At 71.0% G+C, this 22,269-nt stretch carries 22 protein-coding genes; 8 read left to right on the top strand and 14 right to left on the bottom strand.

Annotated elements, in window-relative coordinates; translation table 11 throughout:
• Positions 1–8: 8 nt before the first annotated feature.
• The 4 genes from V5P93_RS15760 to V5P93_RS15745 form a co-directional block, all read right to left on the bottom strand.
• Positions 9–857, bottom strand: coding sequence for an oxygenase MpaB family protein (locus V5P93_RS15760; protein ID WP_104476354.1), 849 nt, complete (start codon positions 855–857; stop codon positions 9–11).
• Between the two features lie 51 nt (positions 858–908).
• The gene (locus V5P93_RS15755; RefSeq protein WP_104476352.1) at positions 909–1,475 is read right to left on the bottom strand and encodes a hypothetical protein; all 567 of its coding nucleotides are present in this window, start codon (positions 1,473–1,475) and stop codon (positions 909–911) included.
• A gap of 31 nt (positions 1,476–1,506) precedes the next feature.
• A complete protein-coding gene (locus V5P93_RS15750) occupies positions 1,507–2,310 on the bottom strand; it encodes an RNA ligase family protein (RefSeq protein ID WP_104476350.1) in 804 nt (267 codons plus the stop codon).
• A gap of 64 nt (positions 2,311–2,374) precedes the next feature.
• Positions 2,375–3,145, bottom strand: coding sequence for an SDR family oxidoreductase (locus V5P93_RS15745; RefSeq protein ID WP_104476348.1), 771 nt, complete (start codon positions 3,143–3,145; stop codon positions 2,375–2,377).
• Between the two features lie 97 nt (positions 3,146–3,242).
• On the opposite strand from V5P93_RS15745, the gene V5P93_RS15740 reads away from it, so the two are divergent.
• Entirely contained in the window at positions 3,243–3,812 is a 570-nt protein-coding gene (locus tag V5P93_RS15740; RefSeq protein WP_181043276.1) for a TetR/AcrR family transcriptional regulator, read from the top strand.
• 149 nt (positions 3,813–3,961) lie between these two features.
• Here the strand turns inward: V5P93_RS15740 and V5P93_RS15735 are convergent, their stop codons facing one another.
• From V5P93_RS15735 to V5P93_RS15720, 4 genes are read right to left on the bottom strand one after another with little or no spacing between them, the layout of a single operon-like run.
• Positions 3,962–5,722, bottom strand: coding sequence for a tetratricopeptide repeat protein (locus tag V5P93_RS15735; RefSeq protein WP_146107899.1), 1,761 nt, complete (start codon positions 5,720–5,722; stop codon positions 3,962–3,964).
• Between the two features lie 52 nt (positions 5,723–5,774).
• A complete protein-coding gene (locus V5P93_RS15730; RefSeq protein WP_104476342.1) occupies positions 5,775–6,152 on the bottom strand; it encodes a VOC family protein in 378 nt (125 codons plus the stop codon).
• On the bottom strand, positions 6,149–8,590 hold the full coding sequence (locus V5P93_RS15725) for an ABC transporter permease (protein WP_104476340.1): 2,442 nt from the start codon (positions 8,588–8,590) through the stop codon (positions 6,149–6,151). The genes V5P93_RS15730 and V5P93_RS15725 overlap by 4 nt, the downstream gene beginning before the upstream one ends.
• The gene (locus V5P93_RS15720; RefSeq protein WP_104476338.1) at positions 8,584–9,333 is read right to left on the bottom strand and encodes an ABC transporter ATP-binding protein; all 750 of its coding nucleotides are present in this window, start codon (positions 9,331–9,333) and stop codon (positions 8,584–8,586) included. The genes V5P93_RS15725 and V5P93_RS15720 overlap by 7 nt, the downstream gene beginning before the upstream one ends.
• Before the next feature lie 110 nt (positions 9,334–9,443).
• Between V5P93_RS15720 and V5P93_RS15715 the strand changes: the two genes are divergently transcribed.
• The 5 genes from V5P93_RS15715 to V5P93_RS15695 all read left to right on the top strand — a co-directional run bounded on the left by V5P93_RS15715 (position 9,444) and on the right by V5P93_RS15695 (position 13,618).
• Positions 9,444–10,580: a sensor histidine kinase gene (locus tag V5P93_RS15715; RefSeq protein WP_181043275.1), complete on the top strand. Its 1,137-nt coding sequence runs from the start codon at positions 9,444–9,446 to the stop codon at positions 10,578–10,580.
• A gap of 2 nt (positions 10,581–10,582) precedes the next feature.
• Positions 10,583–11,224, top strand: a complete 642-nt coding sequence (locus V5P93_RS15710) for a response regulator transcription factor (protein ID WP_219823901.1) — start codon at positions 10,583–10,585, stop codon at positions 11,222–11,224.
• 4 nt (positions 11,225–11,228) lie between these two features.
• Positions 11,229–12,515: a hypothetical protein gene (locus V5P93_RS15705; protein ID WP_146107898.1), complete on the top strand. Its 1,287-nt coding sequence runs from the start codon at positions 11,229–11,231 to the stop codon at positions 12,513–12,515.
• 16 nt (positions 12,516–12,531) lie between these two features.
• The gene (locus V5P93_RS15700; protein WP_104476332.1) at positions 12,532–12,858 is read left to right on the top strand and encodes a pyrophosphatase; all 327 of its coding nucleotides are present in this window, start codon (positions 12,532–12,534) and stop codon (positions 12,856–12,858) included.
• Positions 12,859–13,021: 163 nt separating this feature from the next.
• Complete coding sequence (locus V5P93_RS15695; RefSeq protein WP_146107897.1) at positions 13,022–13,618, top strand: PxKF domain-containing protein; 597 nt, start codon at positions 13,022–13,024, stop codon at positions 13,616–13,618.
• A 145-nt stretch (positions 13,619–13,763) separates the two neighbouring features.
• Here V5P93_RS15695 and V5P93_RS15690 read toward each other — a convergent pair whose 3' ends face one another.
• From V5P93_RS15690 to V5P93_RS15680, 3 genes are all read right to left on the bottom strand, one after another.
• Positions 13,764–14,801: a MerR family transcriptional regulator gene (locus tag V5P93_RS15690; protein WP_104476328.1), complete on the bottom strand. Its 1,038-nt coding sequence runs from the start codon at positions 14,799–14,801 to the stop codon at positions 13,764–13,766.
• A gap of 99 nt (positions 14,802–14,900) precedes the next feature.
• Positions 14,901–16,328: a WGR domain-containing protein gene (locus V5P93_RS15685; protein WP_104476326.1), complete on the bottom strand. Its 1,428-nt coding sequence runs from the start codon at positions 16,326–16,328 to the stop codon at positions 14,901–14,903.
• A gap of 283 nt (positions 16,329–16,611) precedes the next feature.
• Entirely contained in the window at positions 16,612–17,871 is a 1,260-nt protein-coding gene (locus V5P93_RS15680) for a serine/threonine-protein kinase (protein ID WP_104476324.1), read from the bottom strand.
• A gap of 141 nt (positions 17,872–18,012) precedes the next feature.
• Between V5P93_RS15680 and V5P93_RS15675 the strand changes: the two genes are divergently transcribed.
• Positions 18,013–18,450: an ATP-binding protein gene (locus tag V5P93_RS15675; protein ID WP_181043274.1), complete on the top strand. Its 438-nt coding sequence runs from the start codon at positions 18,013–18,015 to the stop codon at positions 18,448–18,450.
• Positions 18,451–18,455: 5 nt separating this feature from the next.
• On the opposite strand, the gene V5P93_RS15670 is transcribed toward V5P93_RS15675, so the two are convergent.
• Positions 18,456–18,806 carry a hypothetical protein gene (locus V5P93_RS15670; RefSeq protein ID WP_146107896.1) on the bottom strand — a complete coding sequence of 117 codons (351 nt, stop codon included), beginning with the start codon at positions 18,804–18,806 and terminating at the stop codon, positions 18,456–18,458.
• Between the two features lie 272 nt (positions 18,807–19,078).
• Between V5P93_RS15670 and V5P93_RS15665 the strand changes: the two genes are divergently transcribed.
• On the top strand, positions 19,079–20,515 hold the full coding sequence (locus V5P93_RS15665; protein ID WP_104476318.1) for a hypothetical protein: 1,437 nt from the start codon (positions 19,079–19,081) through the stop codon (positions 20,513–20,515).
• Here V5P93_RS15665 and V5P93_RS15660 read toward each other — a convergent pair.
• Both V5P93_RS15660 and V5P93_RS15655 read right to left on the bottom strand, forming a co-directional pair.
• Positions 20,505–21,578, bottom strand: a complete 1,074-nt coding sequence (locus tag V5P93_RS15660) for a P1 family peptidase (RefSeq protein WP_104476316.1) — start codon at positions 21,576–21,578, stop codon at positions 20,505–20,507. The two genes, V5P93_RS15665 and V5P93_RS15660, sit on opposite strands and share 11 nt — an antisense overlap.
• On the bottom strand, positions 21,578–22,183 hold the full coding sequence (locus tag V5P93_RS15655) for a TetR/AcrR family transcriptional regulator (RefSeq protein WP_104476314.1): 606 nt from the start codon (positions 22,181–22,183) through the stop codon (positions 21,578–21,580). Before V5P93_RS15655 ends, V5P93_RS15660 begins: the two co-directional genes overlap by 1 nt.
• Between the last annotated feature and the right edge of the window lie 86 nt (positions 22,184–22,269).

The raw sequence follows: 22,269 nt of genomic DNA, 5'->3' as shown, positions 1-22,269 counted from the left end.
ACCGGCCCTCAGCCGTTGGCGGGGGCGGTCATGAACCAGCGGATGGTGCGGACGATGCCGTGGCCCGCGAAGATGCCGACGCGGCTGCTGAGGCCGGGGACGTGTGGGATGCCCAGTTCCTTGCGGGCCCAGGTGGGCAGCATCGCGACTGCGGTCGCGCCCAGGAACGCGTAGGGGACGCGCATCGGGATCGGGACGGGTGGGGTGAGCAGGAGAAATTTGGCCGTGTCGCGGGCTGCGGGCGTTGAGCGCAGCAGGGGGCGGTACTCGGCGAGGCGGTCGGCGAGTTCTTTCTGCGTGGTGGGCGGGTCGGGGACGCCGAGGGCGGTGGCGATCTTGGCCGTGTCGGCGACGTAGCCGTCGTAGCCGTCCTCGTCGAGCTGGTGGGCACCGAACTGGCGGTGGGCCCGGAGGAAGCTGTCGATCTCGGCGATGTGCACCCAGGTCAGCAGGTGCGGGTCGGCGGCGACGTAGGGGACGCCCTCGTCGGTGGTGCCCCGCACCTTGGTGTGGATGCGGCGGACCTTGTCCACGATGGCCTGGGCGTCCTCGGCGGTGGCGTAGGTGGTGGTCGCGAGGAAGGTGCTGGTGCGCTGGAGGCGGCCCCACGGGTCGCCCCGGTAGCCGGAGTGGGCGGCGACGGCGGCCATCGCCACGGGGTGCAGGGACTGGAGCAGCAGGGCCCGGAGCCCACCGACGAACATCGACGCGTCGCCGTGCACGACGCGGATGGGACTGTCCTCGGCGAACCACCGCTCCCCCGGTGTCTCGTGGATCCGCCTGCGGTTCTCGGGTCCTTCCGGACCCGCCACCCGCTCGAACACCTGCGCCGCGATCCGCCGCCTGATCCCGTCCACGGACGTCTCCCCTCGTCCCTTCCGACCCTAGCCTGCGGCGCGCGGTGGAGGTCAGGTCAGGCGGTCGAGGACGTCGGCGCCGGATTCGTCCGGGTCGGCGTCGGAAATGGCGAGGCGGACGTCGAAATCGGCGTCTTTCGCCTTGGCGATGGCGGCGCGGTCCCGATCGGGGTCGAGGAACGCGGAACGGTTCGGGGACAGGCGCAGGCGCAATTCCGCGTCGTCGTCCCAGTCGGTGGTGATGGTGGCGCAGCCGGAGTCGTCGTCGGCCATGAACGGGGTGACGCCGCGCAGGACGCAGCAGGCCCAGATCAGGGTGGGGAGCTGGAAGTCGGCTCGGGTGTCGAATTCGAGGAGGAGGGAGTCGGTGGCGTCGTCGTGGCGCAGCGTGAGCTCGTCGAAGTCACGCAGCAGGTCCGCGTAGTCGCCCTTGATCCAGCGGTCGCACTCGGCGATGGCGGACGGCAGTTCCGCCCGGTACCGGGGCCACGGGTCGCAGACGCCCGCCCAGTCCTGTTCGGACCAGGTGGAAGCCGGGGCGACCGGCGCGCGCAGGTAGGACCGCAGCCGGGGCTGGGCGATGGTCATCGTGGCCGCGACCACGACGTACTGCGACATCCGGACTCCCTCGGGTGGCGCGCCGTGCCGGTCAGGCGAAATCCTTGCGCTTGATCTTGGCGCGGCGGCCGTCGGGGTGGTGGAAGACGATGCCCTCGGCGAGGTGCCCCGGCGCGAACCGGCTGTCCAGGGTGGACAGGTAGCCGCGGAGGCCCTCGAAGGTGCGCGGGACCTCCGGGTACCGCGGGGCCTGGAGGTCGAAGGGCAGGCAGAAGTGGTCGTCCAGGCCCAGGGGGTTGCCCTGGATCCGGGGACCGAGCGCCTCGCAGGAGTGCTCGCCGTCGGGCCACGCCGACACGTCGGTGTTGTGGGCGGCGGCGAGGATCCACTTGTCGTCTGCGGCGGAGGGGTCGGTGTCGACGTACCAGCCGTCGACGATGCCCCGGGCCTTGTGGTCCTTGCCGGGGTTGCGGCGCTTCTCGACGCGCACGAGGTGCCCGGCGCGGGTGGTGAGGCGGGTGTTGGTGCCGTCCAGCTTCTCCGTGCCGACACCGGCGCCGTCGAACACCCACGCGCACTCGGCGCGCGGGCGGTCGACGACCTTGAACCGGTCGTCCCGCTCGAACAGCGTGGGGATCTTCTCCATGACGTGCCTGCCCTTCACGACCTGACCCACCAGCTCCTCGGCCGAGACGACCCCGGCGGTGAGCCCGGCGGCCAGCGACCGAACCAGATCCGCGACCGAGACGCCCGCCTCGACGGCGACGTGCTTGAGCGCCTTCTTCTCCTCCGGCGACACCCAGGCGACCAGCCGCGACCAGCCCTCCGGTGGCGTCCACCTGGCGAGCGCGTCCGCGTCCTTGCGGGGCCTGCCGCGGCCCCTGCCCTCGGTCATGGTCGGAACGCTAGCCGCCGACTTCCTGTTGTATCAATTGGCATAACAGAAAATAATCAGCAGGTCAGGCCGCAGATCGCGTGACCATCTTGGCGACGGCGGCGACGAACGCGCGGGGGCGCCGCGGGAGCAAGTGGGCGTTGAAGGCGTTGCGCAGACCAGGGGTGATGTAGGCGCGGTCGCGGTCGAGGGCCTTGAGCGCGGCGGACACGACCGGGGCGGCGGGCATCATCCGACCGACGGCGGCCTTGGTGCCGATCTCGTCGAAGAACTCGGTCTTGGTGGCGCCCGGGCACAGGCACAGCACCTTGACGCCGCGCCCCCGGTACTCCTGGCGCAGGGCGAGGCTGAAGTTGAGCACGAACGTCTTGCCCGCGCTGTAGGTGGCGAAGTAGGGGGACGGCTGGAAGGCGGCGGTGGAGGCGACGTTGATCACCGCGCCGTCCTCGCGGGCGAGCATGCCGGGGACCAGGGCGCGGGTCAGCGCGACGAGGGCGGCGACGTTGACCATGACCTGGTTCTGGTCGACACCGGCGGCGATGTCCTCGAACCGCCCGACCGAGCCGAACCCCGCGTTGTTGACCAGGGTGTGCACGGCGATGCCGCGTCTTTCGAGGTCCTCCGCGATCCGGGCCGGGGTGGCGGGGTCGGCCAGGTCGGCGGGGACGACGGTGCAGGTGACGCCGTGCGCGGCGGTGACCTTGTCGGCGACCTGGCGCAGGCGGTCCGCGGAGCGGGCGACAAGGACCAGGTCGTGACCTCTCCGGGCGAGCTGGTCGGCGAATTCGACACCCAGGCCAGCCGAGGCGCCGGTGATGAGGGCTACGGGTCGCATGTGTTCTCCTTTAGGGTCGATCTGAGACAGAGTAGACACGATTACGGTCCTAACTGCAACACTACTGTCTCAGATCACGGATGGGAGGATAGGTGTCGTGACCACGCAGCGCCCTTTGCGCGCCGACGCCGAACGCAGCGTCCGGGCGATCCTGGAGGCGGCGGAACGCGTGCTGTCCCGCGACCCGGCGGCGTCGATGGAGCAGATCGCGGAGGCCGCGGGGGTGGCGCGGGCGACCGTGCACCGCCGGTTCACCACCCGCCAAGCCCTCCTGGACGCGATGGCGACCGACGTCGTCCGCCAACTGGACGCCCTGATCGACGAGGCCCGCCCGGAAACGGCACCACCCCTGGTCGCCCTGCACCGGATCACGGCAGGCGTCCTGCGCGTCAAACTCGCCTGGCCCTTCGCGATGGCCTGGTCCATGGACCCGACCTCCCCGCTGGCGGAGGGCCAAGCCCGCATAGCGACCCGCTGCGACGCCCTCCTCCTCCGCGCCCAGGCGGACGGCCACCTCCCCCCGAACACCGACCTCCCCTGGACCCGCCGCGTCTACTACGCCCTACTCGGCGAAGCCGCCCACACCCCCACCGACATCCCAGACCCGGACACCCTCGCCACCCTCGTCCTGAACACCCTTCTCCACGGGGTCGGCCCCCGAACCTGACCCGGTTCACCCAAGGCCCGCAGACCGCCGTACCCGCCGCGATGGCAGAGGTGCGGACAGTCGGGCCGCACAAGGAGCTGCGCTACCTCGTCAGACGCTTACAAGCGCGCGCAATAAATTGCCTCCACCCCTCGCTTACCCAATACTTCTTATACTGCGACGAGGTTGTTCTTGCTTCTGACGGTGTCGGGATGCTCGGCACCAAGAACTCGGGTGCGGATATCTAGCGTGCCGCGATGCAGTTCCACGGCCTCGCCATAACGCCCCACGCTGCCCAGCGCGATGGCAAGATTGCTCTGACTGCTGAGGGTATCGGGGTGCTCGGCGCCGAGGGCGGTCTTCTCGGCGTTGAACACGTGGTACCGCAGCGCGAGTTCTGTGGCGGCGTCCCCGCTGGCGCGGAGTTGTCGGGCGGCTGCGTCGAGGGTGTCGCGTGTGGCGGTAAATGCCGCGAGGTCGCCCTTGGTTTCGAGTGTGCAGAGTACGAGCAGGTGCGGGGTCAGCAGATGCAGCAGGGTCCATGAGGGGCGGCCTTTAGGGGCCCAGGCATCGGCGAGGTCGAGCACGGCAGTTTCGGCGGTGGCCCGCCACTGGGCTATTTCGCGGTGGCGCTCTAGAAGGAGGGTGTTCGTTTCGCGGACCAAGGGGTGCAGCGCCACTGTGGGCAGGGTGGCAGTGTCACTGGTTTCGTGGTCATCCAGGAGGCCATAACGGTGCAGTTGCGCCAACGCGGCATCCACGGCCGCGCGCCCGGCTGCGTCGTCGGTGGTGCCGTGGATCAGGGCCGGGGTGATCAGGGGCAGCGGGATGGGAGCCTCCGCGAGTAGCGCCAAGGCGCGCAGCAGTGGTCGGGCCAGCGGGTGGCCCTCGTCGGCTAGTTGGTCCAGGGATACCTCCCAGGTGTGCCCGATGAGGGTGCGGGCGGTGTCGCGGTCGGTGATGTCGGGGTGCTCGGGCAATACCTGTGCGGACTTGTCCAGCAGGGCCTGTTGGTAGGCGGTGAAAGTGCGCGATCGGGCGGTAGGTGACGCCAGCGCGGTACCAGCGGCATGCAGCGCCAACGGGAACCCGCCCAGTCGCGCGGATAGTTTTTCGGCGTCCTCCGGTGTCCCCGCTCCGGGGGCGAGGTCGAGCAGCGCCTGCCCGCCCTCCTGCGGCGTCAACGCCCTGAGTTCGATCTGCTCAGCGTTACGTCCCCAGGTCTCGGTCGCACGGTCACGGCTGGTCACGAGCAACAGGCCGCCCCCGCCCGGCCGCACCCACCCTCGGTAGGAGGCCACCGGGTCGCCCGCGCCGAGCGCATCAGGTTGATCGACGTTGTCCAAGACCAGCAGCCACCGCTCCACGGTCTCCAGATGGCGCCACACCACATCCGCCACGCTCGCGCCCGACTGCTGCGCCGCCACCACAGCGCCACCGGCAAGCCCCAAGGTCAGCCCGACCTCGACCATCTGCGCGGCCAACGACTCCTCATCGCGCCGACGGATCCAGAACACCGCAACTCCCCGTTGCTGCGCCTGCTCGGCGGCGATACGCGCCAAGGTCGTCTTGCCCATCCCGCCCGCACCCGAGACCACCGCAAACCGTCCTCCGGGCGAACGCACCAACTCCATCACCCGAGCCAGCTCGGTCTCTCGACCGCGCAACACCTCCACACTCCCCGCAGGGGGCCGCAACGACGCCGGCGCCAGCACCGACAACTTCGGAACCACTGGTTCCTGTTCGTCACCGCGACCCTGCAGAAGCGTGACGACCACCACCAGCAGCACCAACACCGCCAGCACCAGCCACACTCGCCACTGATCCCGGAAGAACTCCGGCACCTCCGCCGTGGCGTAGTTGGTCACCACCGCCGCCGCAGCACCGAGCACCACGACAATCAGTCCGGCGACCTTCACACGACGGCTCATGCCGAAGACATCTACACCAGCCCGCGATCTGTTGCGCACTCATCCAGACAAGTTACGAAGGCTCCGGGATGACCCCGTAGACGAGGCAGAAGGGATGTCCGGCGGGGTCGCGGAAGACGCGGAAGTCGGTTTCCGGGTGGAGTTCGGTCACCCGCTGGGCGCCGATCCCGAGAACACGCCGACTGGCCTCGTCGATGTCGTCGACCTCGATGTCCAGGTGCACCTGCTGCGACCCGGTCGGGTCCGGGAACTCCGGGGCGCGGTGTTCCGGCGCCAGCTGGCAGGCGATCCGCCGCCCGTCGGGGTCGGTGGCCACAACCCAATCCCCTTCGTCCACGACAACCTCACCGCCCAGCAACGCAGCGTAGAACTCCGCCAAGCCCCGCGGGTCCCTGGTGTCCAACACGATGGTGCGCAGTCGTCCGATCACCCCAGCGGTCTTCCCCGCGACGCGCGCCCGAAACTACGCATCCGGTGGACGGCGCGGTCGGCCTTCAGCGCCGAGTTGGCCGAGAACAAGCCCGCGCCCACGGCGAGGGCCAAGCACAAGGCAACGGTTCCGGCGAGGACTCCCCACGGCGGTGAGAAGGACACGTCCGCGTCCGGGAGGTTGTGGGCGACCCCGGAGGTCAGGGTGGCCAGGGTCGCGAAGGCGACGACTACCCCCAGGAGGCTGCCGATCGCGACCGCCAAGGCCGATTCGGCGGCAACGGACCCCAAGACCTGGCGGCGAGTGGCACCCGCGAGGCGCAGGACCCGGAAGTCCGAGGCGCGGTCGGCGGTGGCCATGACCAGGGTGTTGACGATAGCCAGCGCGGAGTAGCCGAGGGACATGGCGAGCAGGAGGGTCACGAAGATCCCCACCAGGCGGTTGTCCTCGGCCTCGGTGAACTCCGCGTACTCGGCCCGGGTCATCACCTGGGCGCCCAACGCGGGCCAGTCGGCGCCCACGACGGGGTGGTCGACGTAGATGGCCGACGTCAGCGCGGACGGGTCGTGTGTGCGGACCGTCTCCCTGGTCACTAGGGCGCTGGCCGCCGCCGAGGTCTTGGAGAACACGGCGACCACTCGGAGCTTGGTCGTGCTGCCGTCGGCGAAGGTGATGTCGGCGGTGCTGCCGGGGTGCCATGCCATGCGGGAGGCCGTGGGCGAGTTGACGGCCATGGTGTCGGTCCCGGTCAGGTCGTTCAAAGAGCCCTCGACGACGCTCAAACCCTGGTGCGCCTTGGCGAAAGCCTCCGGGGAGACGCCGACGGCATCGAGGTGGTCGTTCGACCCGGTGTACAGGGTCGTCGGCAGCAGCGAGGCACCGCCCACTGTGGACACTACCTCGTCGGACAGGCCAGGTGTGTCGCGAGCGGACACCACTGTGGATGGTCCGATGGCCATGGACTTCTCCAGCGACACACCGGTCACCGTGAGGCTGAACATCCCCGAGACCAGCACCGCGAACACCACCGTGATCAGCACCGGCGACACCGTCGACGTGGTCCGGCGGATAGCGGTCAGCGCGCTCTCCCGCACCAGGGTGGCCGGGACCAGCCGCACCAAGGGCGGCAGGACGACCGGGCCCAGCAGCGTCAGCCCGACGATCAACGCCATGGCCGCGTACAGCGGCGCGTTCAGCAGATCCTCGGCCACCCCGGTCGCGGTCAGCAGGAACAGCCCGACCCCGACAGCCATCGCGACCCCACCACCGATCCACCGCGCCCGCGTCATCGGCTTGGGATCAACCTCCGCCGTGCGCAGCGCCTCGATCGGCCGGACCCGGCCCGCCCGCCGCGACGCCGCCCACACCCCCAGCATCGCGACCACCACGCCGATCCCGGAGGCCCCGGCGAGCGGGAAGAACCCGTACGAGATCGCGAACCCGGCGGGCTCCAACCCCGCGTCGACCAGCAGCCCGCCGACAACGGGCGCCGAAGCAGCACCCAGTGCCACCCCCGCGAGTCCGGCGAGAACGCCGACGACCAACGCCTCCCCGAACACCAGCACCCGCACCTGCCGGGGGGTCGCCCCGACCAGCCGCAGGAGCCCGAACTCCCGGCGGCGCTGAGAGACGGCGAAAGCGAACGTGGACGCCACCATGAACACGCAGACGAACGCCCCCAGCCCGCCCATCGCGGTCAGCACCTGATCCCCGATCCACCGCACCTTCGCCTCGCCGCGCACCTCCAGCTCAGCCCGCGCCTCCCCCGAAAGCACCCGTCCCCGGTCCCCCACCACGGCGCGCACCGCGGCCACCACGGCCTTCTCGTCCGCACCAGGCGACAGGTCGAGCCCGATCACCCGCAGCCCGCCCGACAGCCGCTCGGCGACGGCCTCCGTCACGAAGTACGCGTCCGCGTCGACCGTCCCGCTGACCGTGAAACCGCTGGGACCGGCGGAAGTCAGCAACGAGACCCTCGACCCGGGCGCCAGTCCCAGGGACCGGTCCAACACAACCTCATCATCCCGCGCGGGCGCCGCCCCCTCGACCCGATAGGACGCCAACGTCGAGCTGTTCCAGTTGTGCCCCAACGCTTCCGCAGAAGCACCGCCCACGGGCCTGCCGTCAATCACCGCCTGCGCGTAGAACGACCGGTCCTCGACCGCCCGCGCCACGCCCGGCACCGACGACACCCGGTCGACCAAGTCCCCACCAACCTCGGTCGACCAAGGCCTACTCGGCGTGAACGCGTTGTCCTCCTGGCTGACCTCCGGGCTCGCCACGAGCACCGCCGCGCCCGAGTACCGCTCAGGCACCTTCGCCCGCGCCGACGACATCACCAGCCCGCTCATCGCCAGGATCGCCACGCCCAGGCCCAACGCCACGAACGTGCCCACCAGGCTCACCCAGCGGTGCCGCAGGGTCCGGACGCTCAGCACGACGCCTCCAGCACGGCCATGCGGGCCGCGATGGCCTGCGCGCCCTGGGGGTTGTCGATGCGGTCCACGAGCCTGCCGTCGGCGAGCAGCACGACCCGGTCGGCGTGGGCGGCGGCGACCGGGTCGTGCGTCACCATGATCACCGTCTGCCCGTCGCGGTCCACGATTCCGCGCAACAGCTCCAAAACACCCCGAGAAGTCTTGGAGTCCAACGCGCCCGTGGGTTCGTCGGCGAACACCGCGGCGGGACGGGTGATCAGGGCCCGGGCGATCGCCACCCGCTGCTGTTCGCCGCCGGAGAGCTGGCTGGGCCGGTGCGTTCCCCGGTTGGCCAGGCCGACGGCGGTCAGCGCCGCCCGGATCTCGTCGCTGTCCGCCCGCTTGCCTGCCAGCTGCCGGGGCAGCCCGACGTTCTGCTCGGCGGTCAGCGCGGACACCAGGTTGAACGCCTGGAACACGAACCCGATCCGCTCCCGGCGCAGCAGTGCCAGCGCGGTCTCGTCGAGGGGTCCGAGGTCGACGCCGCCGATGCGGACCGTGCCGTCGTCGGGTCGGTCCAGGCCCGCCGCGCAGTGCAGCAGGGTCGACTTGCCGGAGCCGGACGGTCCCATGACCGCGGTGAAGGTGCCGGTGGCGAAGTCCAGGGACACGCCGTCGAGTGCCGCCACTGCCCGCGCGCCGGAACCATAGGTCTTGCGGACCGCGCGGAGTTCGACCGCCGCGGTGTTCGTGTGTTCCGTCATGGCACGAACTCAACCGTTCACCGACACCCGGAACACGGGCGCCAGCGCGACACTCGAAGGTAGTGCCCGCACTAGTGCCGACTGCTCACCGCGCCGGCTAGGTTGGCCGGGTGATCCGGACGTCGCTGCAAGCCCTCACCCTGCCGCCCGGGCGGTTCCTCCGATCGGCGTGGCCCTCGCGGTCGCTGATCTACCTGGCGTCGAGCCTGGTCCTGGGGTTGCTGCCCGCGGTCGGCTGCCTGCTGGTGCTCGGCTACGACTCGCTCGGGCCCGTGGCGGTCGCTTCGATCGGGGTGGTCGCGTTGGTCGCCGCCGGGGTGGGGCTGCCGCGTTTCGATCGCGTGCGGCGGCGTCTGGTCGACCGAGAGCCGCGGACGGGTCCCGTCACCGCGCGGGAAATGGTGTTCGCCCTTGTGTCGGCGCTGGTCCTGTCGTGGCTCGATGTCGCGGTGGCGGTGTTGGCGGCACTGGTGCCGTCCGTGCTGCTGACCGCGCCGCTCAACCCCGGGGCGAGTCTGTGGATGAGGTTCGCCGGTCCGTTCGCCGGTGTGGTGGCGATACCGCTGCTGGCCTACGCGGTCACCGCGTGGGCGGGCATGCGCGCGGCGATGGGCGGGTCGTTGGACGCCGAGCTGCGTGAGGTCAAGCGGTCGCGGGCGCGGCTGGTCGACGTGTTCGAAGTGGAGCGTCGGCGGATCGAGCGGGACCTGCACGACGGCGCTCAGCAGCGGCTCGTCGCGTTGACGGTCAGCCTGGGTCTGGCCCGGTTGGACCTGGAACCGGGTTCGGTCGCGGCGCACCGGGTCGAGGAAGCGCACCGGCAAGCGAAAGAGGCGTTGGTGGAGTTGCGGGAGCTGATCCGCGGCGTGCACCCGAAGGTGCTCAGCGACCGGGGGTTGGCCGCTGCGGTGGCGGAGGCGGCAGACCGCTCGCCGGTGCCGGTGGACGTCGAACTGGATCTGCCGCGGCTGCCGGAGGCGGTCGAGGTGGCCGCGTACTTCGTGGTGTCGGAGGCGTTGGCGAACGTCGCCAAGCACAGCCGCGCGACGCGGTGCTGGATAACTGGCGAACTACGTGGAGGGGTGCTCACCTTGCGGGTCGGGGACAACGGGGTCGGGGCGGCGGATCCGGCGGGTGGCGGGCTGACCGGGTTGGCCGACCGGGTGGCCGTCGTCGATGGCAGACTGGCCCTGTCCAGCCCGCCCGGCGGGCCGACCGTGCTGCGGGTGGAGATGCCTTGTCCGTGAGTCTGCGTGTGGCCATCGCCGAGGACGGCGCGCTGTTGCGCGGGGGTCTGGTCGAGGTGCTGGCCCGGTTCGGGCACCGGGTCGTGGTGTCGGCGGGCGACGCGGCGGAGCTGTTGGCGGGTGTGGCGGCGGAACCGGTGGACGTGGTGGTGACGGACGTGCGCATGCCGCCGACGTTCACCGACGAGGGCATCCGCGCCGCGGTGGCGTTGCGGTCCGGACCGGATCCGGTTCCGGTGGTGGTGCTGAGCCAGTACGTGGAGCGGACGTACGCGGCGGAGCTGCTGGACTCGCGCGGCGGCGTCGGGGTCGGCTACCTGCTCAAGGACCGCGTCGGTGACGTGGCGGAGTTCGTGGACGCGGTCGCGCGGGTCGCGGGCGGCGGCACGGTGATCGACCCGGACGTGGTGCGGCAGCTGGTGCACCAGCGGTCCACTCCCCTGCGGCGGCTGACGCCCCGGGAGGTCGAGGTGCTGGGGTTGATGGCGGAGGGTCGCTCGAACTCGGCCATAGCGCGGCACCTGGTCGTCACGGATGCCGCCGTCGCCAAGCACATCGCGAACATCCTCGCCAAACTGGACCTCCCACCGGACGGCGACGACCACCGCCGGGTCCTGGCGGTGCTGGCCTACTTGCGGGGGTGAGCTGATGAGTTCCCTCTACGACCACCTCCGGCAGCGGCCGGACGGGCTCGAACTGCCGGATGGCGGGTGGGACGGGGTGCTCGTCCACCACGGCCACCGGGCGGTCGACGAGGCGCGGGCGGACGAGGTGGCGGAGGCCGTGCGCGCGACATGTGCTGGCAGCGCGAGATTGCCCGCGCTGTATGAGGTTGTCGCCGCGGACGATGTGGTGCGGTACTTCGAGGGTCTGGCACCTCGGCTGGCGGACGCGGAGGTCGGGGCGGTCGGGCGTTGGCTGGCCACGACGGCGGCGGATCGCGGGGCGGTCAAGGTCGGGCTTGTGCTGCTGGGGATCGCGGGGAGCGACCCGGACGTGGTGCGGGTTTTCGCGGCGCACGACGAGTTCACCCTGTATTGCGCGGCGGGTGAGCGTGAGCTGTGGCGCATGGCCTTGGCGGTGCGCGGGTGGGGGCGGATTCATTGCGTGGAGCGGCTTCGGGGGACGAGAGACCCGGAGATCCGGGAGTGGATCCTGCGGGGCGGGTTCCGGAACACGGTCTCCCACGGGTATCTGGCGTTGATCGCGGCGGAGACGGGTGGGTTGGCGGCGGCGTTGCGCGGGCCGGTCGACCGGGACCTGCTGACGGCGGCGGGTGAGATCCTGTTGGCGTTGATCGAGGTCGGTCCCGCCGACGGGATCCGCGACTACGGGCAGGCGTCCGAGGCGATCGACTCGTACCTCGCGGTGGTCGAGGAGTACGCACCGGCCTTGATTGATTTTCTTTGCGTGGAAGCGATTCGCGGCCTCGACGGCCAGAAGGCGTGCGCGCGGATCCTGGCGGATCGCCGGTGGGACCGGCTCATCGCGGAAGGCTTGTCGTCGTCGGATCCACTGGTGTTCCGGGACGCCGCGCGAGTCGCGCGCGGCAAAGGGATCGATACGTTCGAGGAGCACGTGCGGTGGATCTGGGCCGAGCCTGGCGCGGATTGGTGGGTCGGGGCGTGGGAGCAGGCGGACGCCGACCGGGCTCGCGGCCTCATCGCACTCCCCGGCCCGATCGCCGCTCGCGCGCGTGGACTGCGTGCCTTTCCCGGTATCGGCGGAGACGTGGTGCTGGCGAGCCTGCGCGGCCCGGAGGTCTACGACCGCGGCGTGGCCATGGAAACCCTCGCCCACTGGCCCCGATCCGCGTGGCCCGCCGCGGCGGAGGCCGCGGTCGAGGAGTTGGCGCGCGACGACCCGGAAGACCAGGTCCGCCGCTGGGCAACCGAACTGCTGGCCGGACGGCTCCAAGCGGGCGACCCCCGGTAATCCCTAGACTGCGCCCATGGACTTGGCGCGACTGAGCGACGATGCCGAAGTGATCTCCCAGGGGTACGCCCGCGCGAACGGGATCACCCGGGACGAGACCTGGTTCCTGCTCAAACTCCAGGAGGAGGTCGGCGAGCTGACGCAGGCATTCCTGATGCGGACCGGCCAAGCCAGGGCGAAAGGCCACACCCCCGGGGAATTGGTCGACCGGTTCGGCGCCGAGTTGGCCGACGTGCTGTGCCACGTGCTGCTGCTGGCCCGCCACCACGGCGTCGACCTGGCGGAGCAGGTCGAGCGCAAGTGGCTCGTGTGGCACCCCGACTCCGCGCCGAACACGAAGTGAGTCCCGGCCGAATTTCGCAACCGGAGCACCCCGAACCATTTGAAATCTTATTTCCACCGGACCGAATTCCACCGTCCAACCGGGAGCGCGCCGTTGGCTGGAATTCGTCGTACCACACCCGGCAGGGATATCAACCACCCGGACATCGTCGCGTGAACCATTGTTGAGTGCGATTGGAGCCGTCAGCAACAGCGACGCCGACACCGTGTCCGTCGTCGACATCACGAACAACGCCATCACCGCCACCATTGCCGTCGGGGACACGCCCTACCGCATGGCGATGACGCCGTCCGGTGACACGTTGTACGTCACACACGGCATCGGTGAACTGTCCGTGATCGATACCGCGAACAACGCGGTCCTCACCATTACCGGCTTCGTCCACACCGCCGCGGTGGCCGTGCGCCCGGACGGCGCCCGCGCCTACGTCTCGTCCTACACCAACGGCACGATCTCGGTGGTCGACACGGCGACGAACACGATCACCCAGACGTTCGGCGGCTTCGACGTGCCCACCGCGATCGCGTTCGGGACCGGGACGGCGAACACGACCTACCCGTTCGCCGGGTTCTTCGCCCCGGTCCGCAACCCGCCCGCGCTCAACATCCGCGTGCCGGGGCGACCTGTCCTCGCGCGGTTCAGCATCGTCGGCTACCACGGGCTGGGCGTCCTCGCCGCCGGATCGCCCACCTCGCAACGGGTCGACTGCGCGACCCTCACCCCGATCGGATCACCGGCGCCTTGGTCTACGACCCGCTGACCGGCCACTACGTCTACACCTGGGCGACCAGCCCGCTGTGGTCGGCACGTGCCGGACCTTCCACTCAGGACTGGATGATGGGACCGACCACACCGCCCACGTCAAGTTCCTGCGCTGAGCGATCACGCCCAGCGCCTCGAAGCGCTCACACCTCGGCGAGGTCCGCGACAACACACGTGGCGTTGTCCGGCGCACCGTGGTCGTGGGCCAAGTCGACGAGGCGCTGGGCGGCCAGGTCGGGGGTGCTCTCGGCGAGGGCCTGGCGGATCTCCGCTCGGGCGAGCACGGCCGAGACGCCGTCCGTGCACAGCAGGTAGCGGTCGCCGGGTTGCGGGGTCCGCAGTGCCAGGTCGGTTTCCCGCGGTCCCGCGCCGATGGCCCGGGTGAGGAGAGCGCGCTCGGGGTGGGTGGCGGCCTCCGCCGGGGTCAGATCTCCCTTGTCCACCAGGGTTTGCACGTGGGTGTGGTCCTTGGTGAGCTGGTGGAGTTCACCGTCGCGCAGGAGGTAGGCGCGGGAATCGCCGACGTGGAGCAGGGCGAGGTGGTCGTCGGTGACCAGGACGGCGGTCAGGGTGGTGAGCGGGACGTGGTCCTCGGTCGCCAGGTCGCGGACGGCCCGCTCGGCCGCGGCCGCCGCGTTCGCCAACGCGGTGAGCGGATCGACGTCGCCGTCCCGGTCCAACGGCCGGAGCGCGTCGACGGCGGCGGCGCTCGCCGCCGCACCGCCGGGTCCCCGAACCCCGTCGGCGACGGCCAGCAGGCGCGTCCCGGCGAACACGGCGTCCTCATTGGACTCGCGAACCGCACCGCGATCGCAGCGGGTGGCGTGGCTGAGGTAGGACATGGTGGAACTCCCCTCGGATAGGTGTGCCACGAGGGAGGAGGCCAGACGGTCGCGGGCCGCGGCGTCGGACGAGATGCGCCGCCGGTAGGCGTCGACCGCCCCGGCCGCGTCCGCCTGCGACATCCGCGACACCGGCCCGATCTCGGCCAACGGCATGCCGAGTCCGCGCAGGCTCGCGATGAACCGGGCCCGCGCGACCTGCTCCTCGCGGTAGTACCGGTACCCCGTCTCGGGGTCGACCGCGGCGGGCGGCAGCAGCCCCAGTTCGTGGTAGAGCCGCAGCGCCTTGTGGGTCAGCCCCGTGGCGCGGGCGAACGCGCCGATGGTCCGCAGGCCCATGTTCGACATCCTCCCTCGTGTGGACACCACGAGCCTGCGGCTTGCCCAAGGGGAAAGGTCAAGGGGCGCGGCGGCCGCCGACCGCCGCGCCCCGCGCGACTAGCGGATGCGCTTGATCTCGCCGCGGGCGCGGTAGAACGAGCCGCTGGCGGAGGTCAGCACCTCGGACACGACGTAGCGGGCGCCGGGGACGCGGATGTTCTTGGGGAACTGGACGCCCCAGGAGCGGTCGTAGCCGTCCGAGACGACGTGCACGCGGACGCGGCCCGCCTCCTGGGTGCACTCGACGATGACGCCCTCGCCGGTCTCGACGTGGGTCACCACCTCGACCTCGGCGGTGGCCTCGACGCGGTTGATGCTGCCCGCCTTGATGTCCTGGCGGGTCGGGAGCTGGCCCTGCTCGGCGGCGCGCACCGCGGCCGGGCTGGCGTCGACGCAGGCGAGGGAGCCGTCGGTGGTGACCAGGTAGAGGCGCTCGTCCCGGTACTGCATCGAGTAGGCCGAACCGCAGCCGGTGGCCAGCTTCCACAGCCGGGTGCCGTTGGCGGCGAAGCAGTACACGGAGGACTGGTTGTCGCCCGCGAACACGAACTCGCCGTCCGGGGAGGTGGCGCAGGAGAACACGGCGGCGTCGCAGCGGTAGGCGCCGCCCTCGCGGCCGTCGGACTTGGCGAACCGGTGCACCCAGCCGCGGCTGGTGCCCGCGAACACCTCGGTGCGCTCCTGCCAGCCGAACAGCACCGCGCCGGTGGTGTCGGCGTGCCAGACGCGGTCGCCGCGGCCGGAGTAGTGGGTGACGCCGCCGGAGTGACCGTGGTAGACGCCTTCCGCGCTGTTGCGGACCATCCAGGCGCTGTCCCCGTGGCTGGGGCGGGACCACTGGAACTCGTCCTCGTGGTCGACGACCGTGACGCCGCCGTGCCGGTCGGAGACGCCGAGCACGCCGTCGTGGATGTCGAGCCAGTAGATGTCGACGTCCTCGGCGATCTCGTAGGCCACCCGCGGCACCTTGGCGCCGAGGTCGTAGACCTTGCCGTCGTCGCAGCCCGCGTAGATCCAGAAGTCGTCGGCGACGATGCACTTCACCGAGTCGGGAAGCCCGAAGCGGCCGGTGACGGTGCCGTCGTGGGTGAGGGTGTAGACGTCACCGTTCTCGTTGCCCACCCAGGCGCGGTCCTCACCGATGAAGATGCCGAACGCGGGCGCACCGGAGGCGAACCGCCACAGCACCGGCGCCTGGCGGGCGCTCGAGGTCGTGCTGACGATCTGCCGCCTGCTGACCGGCCGCCGCTGCCGCACCCCCTTGACCGCGGGCGCGTAGCCCTTGCGGACCTTCTCCCCGATCTTCTTCTCCGCCGCCTTGAGCGCCTTGGTGTGGTCGGCGAAGCTCGCGGTCCGGACCTGCCCCGACTCCCCGATCCGCCCGTAGGTGATGGTGACCTCGGCGTCCTCGACCCGCACCTCGTAGTACTTGTGCGCGCCGCCCCCGCTCTCGGACAGCTCCAGGTACGTCGTCGTGGCGGACATGTGCTCGTTGCCTCCCTTGGGTGAACTGCGGTTCACACTATCGGGGGACACTGACAGTCCGATCCACTGAGGATGCCTCAGCGCTGGCATCCGATGATCCCAGGCAGGCGACCAGCGCCGCGGAGCCGGGCGAGGTGGGTGCGGGGTGCCGTCGACCAGCGCGATCAGAGCGGCGGCGGCCTCCAGGACCACACCACCTCGGCTTGGCGGCGGGGCGAGTCGGCGCGGTTGTCGCCGGGCTGGTCGGTGGGTGGACGCCGTGGCGGTTCGGCCGTTCGGGGAGCTACTTGGGCCGTTGGGGCGGCGGAGTCTTGGTGTGGCCGGGTTTGGACTTGTCCGACGTTGTGGTTGCGGTGGCCGGGGTTGTCGTCGCCAGTGGTGGGGTGACGGCCGCCGCGGGGGGTGCTTCGGGGACGGGTTGGTTGGTGGTTTCGACGACCTCCGAGGGCTTGGTCGTCTGGGCTTGGGTTGCCAAGGCTGGTTGTCGGGCGACCGGTTTCGGTAATCGGGTCGTCGTAGTTGGTTCGGGGGTCTGGGTGGCCTGGGTGGTTGCCGTAGTCGTGGTGGAGGTCGTCGGTGGTGTGAGGGCGGGTGGGGTCGCCGCCGGGGTGGGGGTTTTGAAGGCCCAGTACAGCGCGCCCGACGCCGCGAGGGTGGTGGCGGCTGTCGCGAGTACGACCAGCGGCGTGCGGGACCGCTTGGTCGGGGCCACGACGACCGGCGCGGGCGGCAGCACGACCGGGGACGCGTCCGAGCGGAGCGCCTCGGCGCAGGCCTCCGCCGTGGGGCGGCGGTGGGGCGCCAGCGACGTCATGAGCAGCAGCAGCCGGACCAGTGGGGGTGGGAGGGTTCGCGGGATCTGCGGTGGGCGGTGCAGTCGCGCGACGGCGGTTTCCACGTCTCCGCCCTCGTACTCGCGGCGGGCCGTGAGGCATTCGAGGAGTACCAGGCCGAGGGCGTAGATGTCGGCGGGGCAGTCGACCTCGGTGCCGGTGACCTGTTCGGGCGCCAGGTACGCGGCGGTCCCGGCCATGTGGTCGCTGCGGGTCAGGCGGGTCGTGCCCAGCACGCGCGCGAGGCCGAAGTCGGCGAGCACGGCGCGGTCGCCTTCGTCGAGGAGGATGTTGGACGGTTTCACATCCCGGTGCACCACCCCGTTGGCGTGCACGTGGGCCAGCGCGTCGGCGAGTTGGGCGCCGAGGTGGCGGACGCGGTCGACGGGGAGGGCGCCGTCGGCGATCTCGCGGCGCAGGGTGGGGCCGTTGACGAGGCGCAGCACCAGGAAACCGTGGCCGTCGTGCACGCCGGTGTCTTGGATCGGGATCAGGCCGGGGTGCGCGAGCGCGGACAGCACGCGGGTCTCGACGGCGAAGCGCAGGCTGTCGGTGGCGTCGATGTCCGGTCGGAACACCTTGACCGCGACCGCCCGGTCCAGCCGCAGGTCCCTGGCGCGGTAGACCTTCGCCATCCCGCCGACGCCGACCAGCGCGTCCAGCCGGTACCGGCTCGCGAGGACGTCCTGGACAGCGGGGGATGACGACATCGGACGTCCTTTCTCGTCGGTCAGCGCGCGGCCCGGATGATGATCATCCGACGATGCTCGCACACCTGCCGAGTGCCGCGCGACCGCCGACCGGCAGCCGGCGATAGAGTGGGCGGCCCGACTGGAGGGCCTGTCGAAAACGTGACTGCCGAACCGGACACACGCCCACTGCGGCTGGAGATCGGCGCCCGCGCGGCGGACGTCGTGGTGATCAGGATGGCGCTGAGAGCGTGGTTGTCGGCGCGCGGTGTGCCCGCGGCCGACACCGAGGAGATCATCCTGGGGGTCGACGAGGTCGTGGCCAACTGCGTGGAACACGCCTACCGCGACCTCCCGCCCGGCGCGGTCCACCTCACCGCCCGACTCCGCCCCGCCGAGGGGTCGATCCGCATCACCGTGGCCGACGACGGCCACTGGCGGGAACCCGTTGCGCCGCACCAGGTCCACGGCATCTCGATCGGCGGGCGCGGCCTCACCATCCTGCGCGCGGTCTGCCACCACCACACCATCACGCGCGGCACACCGGACGCGCCGGGGACCGTCGTCACCGCCGACTTCACCCGGGCCTTCACGCGCTAGGCGCCTCAGCCGGTGGCCTTGATCTTCGAGTCGGTGATGGTGTCGCCGCTGACGGTGTAGGTGCCGTGGAAGGACCGCTTGGTGCCGTCGGTCTGCACGGCGACCAGGTCGACGGTGACGACGTTGCCCTCGACGCCGACGACGGTCAGCACGTCCAGGTCGGTCTGGGCGAACCCGGCGGCGAACTGGTCGTAGGACCGGCCGGTGTTCTTGCCGCCGAGTTCCCAGGCGCGCCGGTAGTCCTTGGCGTTGATGGCGTCGAAGTACGCCGTGACCACCGCCGCCGGACCTTCCGCGGCGGCCGTGGTGGTGGTGGTGGTGGTCGGCGCCTGGGTCGTAGTGGGCGGTTCGCTCACCGATTCGGCCGTGGTGGGCGGCGCACTGGACCGCGTGGTCTGAGGCACCCGCGACGGCCGCGTCGACTCGGAAGGCGCCACGGTCGCCGACCGCACCGGGACCGGCATGCCCCGCACCTCGGTCGCACAGGCGGCCGTGACCAGAACCAACGCCATCGCGCCTACCACAAGCCCACCCCGACGAACCCGCACAACAGCCCCTTCCACACCCGGTTCACCCGAAGAGTCGATGCCGCTCTCGCCCGTGTTACCGCCGCCAGCACGATCGCCCCATGCACCCACCACCGGGGGCCAAGGGCTCGCTGATCCACCCCGACGACGCCTTCGACGTACCCGTCTTCGTGCGGTGGTCCGATCCGCTGAACCCGGCGGGCAGGCCGCCGACCTGGCAGGTCACCCAGGCCCGCAAGGCGTGGCCCCCTGAGCAAGAGATCCCCGAGAAGGGCGCCTACCGGGTGCCCACCACCTGGCGCGAAGTGGTCAAGGCGGCCATCTCGGTCGGCCGCGAGCCGACAGGCTGGATGGCCGCCGTACCCGCGCTGGCGCAGGCCGAACTCATCGCCCGCCGCTCCCCGCTGATGGCCTACCTCACCCGCGCCGAGGTGGGCCGGGGGCACCCCACGACCACGGGCTACGCGGTGCAACCGAACGTGGTCTACACCCACGGCACCGAGGTATCGGCGAAGGCGGCGTTCGGTTACCGCATCGGTATGACGATGGCCGAGTGGGCCTGCCGTGGCCTGATGGGTCTCGGCCGAACGCTGCACGCGGAGGCGTTCACCTCGCCGGACCTCGGCTCCGGGTGGTCGACCGGGCCCGGGCTGCCCGACCTGGTAGGCCGCCACCACGACACCGAGGAGCTCTGGTTGGTCGAGGCCAAGGGCTCGAAACGGCTCGGCAGGAGCATGCTCGCCGAGGGCGCCAAACAACTGACGCGTCCCGATCTGGTTTCCGCGCGGCACATGAAGGTGTTGTGCGGCACGAGCCTCACCGACCAGCTGTTCATGACCATCGACGCGCAGCGGTCAGCGGGCCAGGACCCGCGGCCACCGGCCGGGGACACCTTGGCGCTCGTGCGCGAGAACATGCTGGTGTACCTGGCCTTGCGCGCCCTGTCGCCGCGAGACCTCCGAGCGCTGCCCGTGGGATCCGGTGTCGGCGGCAGCTCGCTGACGCTGCTGGAAGCCGACGAGTCGACCGCGAGCGAACGGGCGGATCTCGGCCGTGGCGGGAGCCGGGGTGGCGGGCCGTCGCGGTGGATGCTCACCGGCCCCGTTCCCGGCACCGACTTGGTCGTCGGCCTGTCACGCGGGCTCTTCGCGGCGTGCGAGGCGTTCGCCACCGCACAGCGGGAAATCGCCGAGATGATCGAGGACGACTACTGGGACTCGCTGGACGCCCCGGAGGGCGACCCGTGGACGCGCGGAATGGTGGCCGACTACCGGGACTCCCCCGACCCCGCGGTGCTCCCCACCGACCGCGTCAAGGAACACGAGCAGTTGTACCCGTTCTACTGGCGGCAAGAACGGGAACGACTCGAACCCTTTCTGGCCGGGGTCGCCGCGTCCTTCGAGACCGGGAGCGAAAGGAGTTGGGCGACGCTGCTCGCTCACCCGGTGCGGTTCCGCTCCCGGCCTGGGCCGGGTGTCCTCGAAGCGGCCACCGAGCACACCTACCTGGCCTTGGTCCCCAACTCCATCAGCGCTTGACGACCAGTTCCACCAGGCGGTCGGTGGGGAGCGCGGGTGAGCGGTGGCCGTTGCGGCCGGTCATGTCGGTGGCGGCCACCAGGGCGTTGAGCACCGCTTCCTCCACCGCCTGCACTACGGCCGTGTAGAAGTCGTCCATGCGGTTCCACGGGACCGTGCGCAGGGTGTCGTAGCCGGGCTCGCCGACCGGGAACTCCGACGGGGTCAACGTGTTCCCCGTGGAGAAGGCCAAGAAGATGTCGCCGGAGAAGTGGGAGCCGGTGGTGCCCGTGCGGGCCAGGCCGAGGGGGACTCGGCGGGCCAGGGCCGTGCACTGGCCCGGCAGCATGGGCGCGTCGGTGGCGATGACGGCGATCACCGACCCCGCCCCCGCCGGGATCAGCCAGTCCCCACCTTCCATGGGGTTGTCGTCGGCCAAGGCCTCCCCCAGTGGCACACCGCAGACGGTCAACTCGGTGCGGGAGCCGAAGTTGGCCTGGACGAAGGCGCCGACCGTGTAGCTGTCCTGGCCGTACGCCACGACCCGGGACGACGTGCCGCTGCCGCCCTTGAACGCGTAGCAGTTCATCCCCGTGCCGCCGCCGACCGAGCCCTCCGCGACCGGTCCGCCCGCCGCGGCGTCGATGGCCGCGACCGCGTGCGACGGCTGGATGTGGGGGCCGTTGATGTCGTTGAGGTACCCGTCCCAGGTCTCGGCGACCACGGGGAGCAGCCACTGGTCCGCGACCCGGGGCTGCTCGCGCGCGGTCCAGTCGATCACGCCGCGGTGGCAGGGGCCGATGGCGTGCGTGTTGGTGATCAGCACCGGCAGCCGCAGGAGGCCCGTCTCGTCGAGGAAGGCGCTGCCGGTCATCTCGCCGTTGCCGTTGAGCGAGTAGCGGCCCGCCGCGCACGGCACGTGCACCTCCGCGCGGGCGCGGGGCAGGATCGCGGTGACGCCCGTGCGCACCGAGTCACCCTCGATGAGCGTGGTGTAGCCGACCTCGACACCGGGGACGTCGGTGATGGCGTTGTGCGGGCCGGTGGCACCGGTCAGGGGCAGGCCGAGGTCGCGGGCGCGCATCAGGACTCCAGTTCGCAGTGGGTGGCGTCGGCCGCGTACGCGATGAGCATCGCCTCGGCCTGGTCGGTGGTGAAGGTGGGCACGGCCTGGGTCAGGTGCAACCCCAGCCCGTCCTCCAGCGCGACGAGGCTGCGCGCGATGGTGGTGGCGTCGCGGGTCAGCTCGAACACCCCGAGCGCCGCGCCGGTCTCCAGGATCGTCGAGTACAGCGCGACCTGCCGCTCGCACAGCCGGATGTGCTCGGCGGCGTAGGCGGGGTCGCGGCGGGCGTACGCGCCGAGTTCGTAGATGAGCACGCACAGCTCGTCGTCCAGACCACTGGGCAACCCGGCGCGGATCGTGCGCACCAACCGCCGCCTCGGGTCCGGCTCCTGGCGGGCCGCTTCCTCGCGGTCCACACAGAACCGTTCGACGGCTTCGCGCTGCACCTCGTAGAGCAGGTCGCTGAGGGTCGGGAAGTAGTACAGCACCGATCCGGTGGACATGGCCGCCTGGTCGGCGACGTCGCGCAGCCGCAGGTCGAGGACGCCCCGGTCGAGGACGGCCTGGCGGGCGGCGGCGATCAGCTCGCCGCGGCGCTCATGGGCGCGGCTGGGTCTGGGCATACCCCCGATTGTTCAGCTGATCATCAAAGAACGCAAGCGACCAAGCCGTAACACAGTCTTTTTCAGCCAAGTTATTGACGAACGCC

This window comes from Actinokineospora auranticolor (assembly GCF_041897805.1).
GTDB classification, from domain to species: Bacteria; Actinomycetota; Actinomycetes; order Mycobacteriales; family Pseudonocardiaceae; genus Actinokineospora; species Actinokineospora auranticolor.
This window is presented reverse-complemented; position numbering and strand designations above follow the sequence as displayed.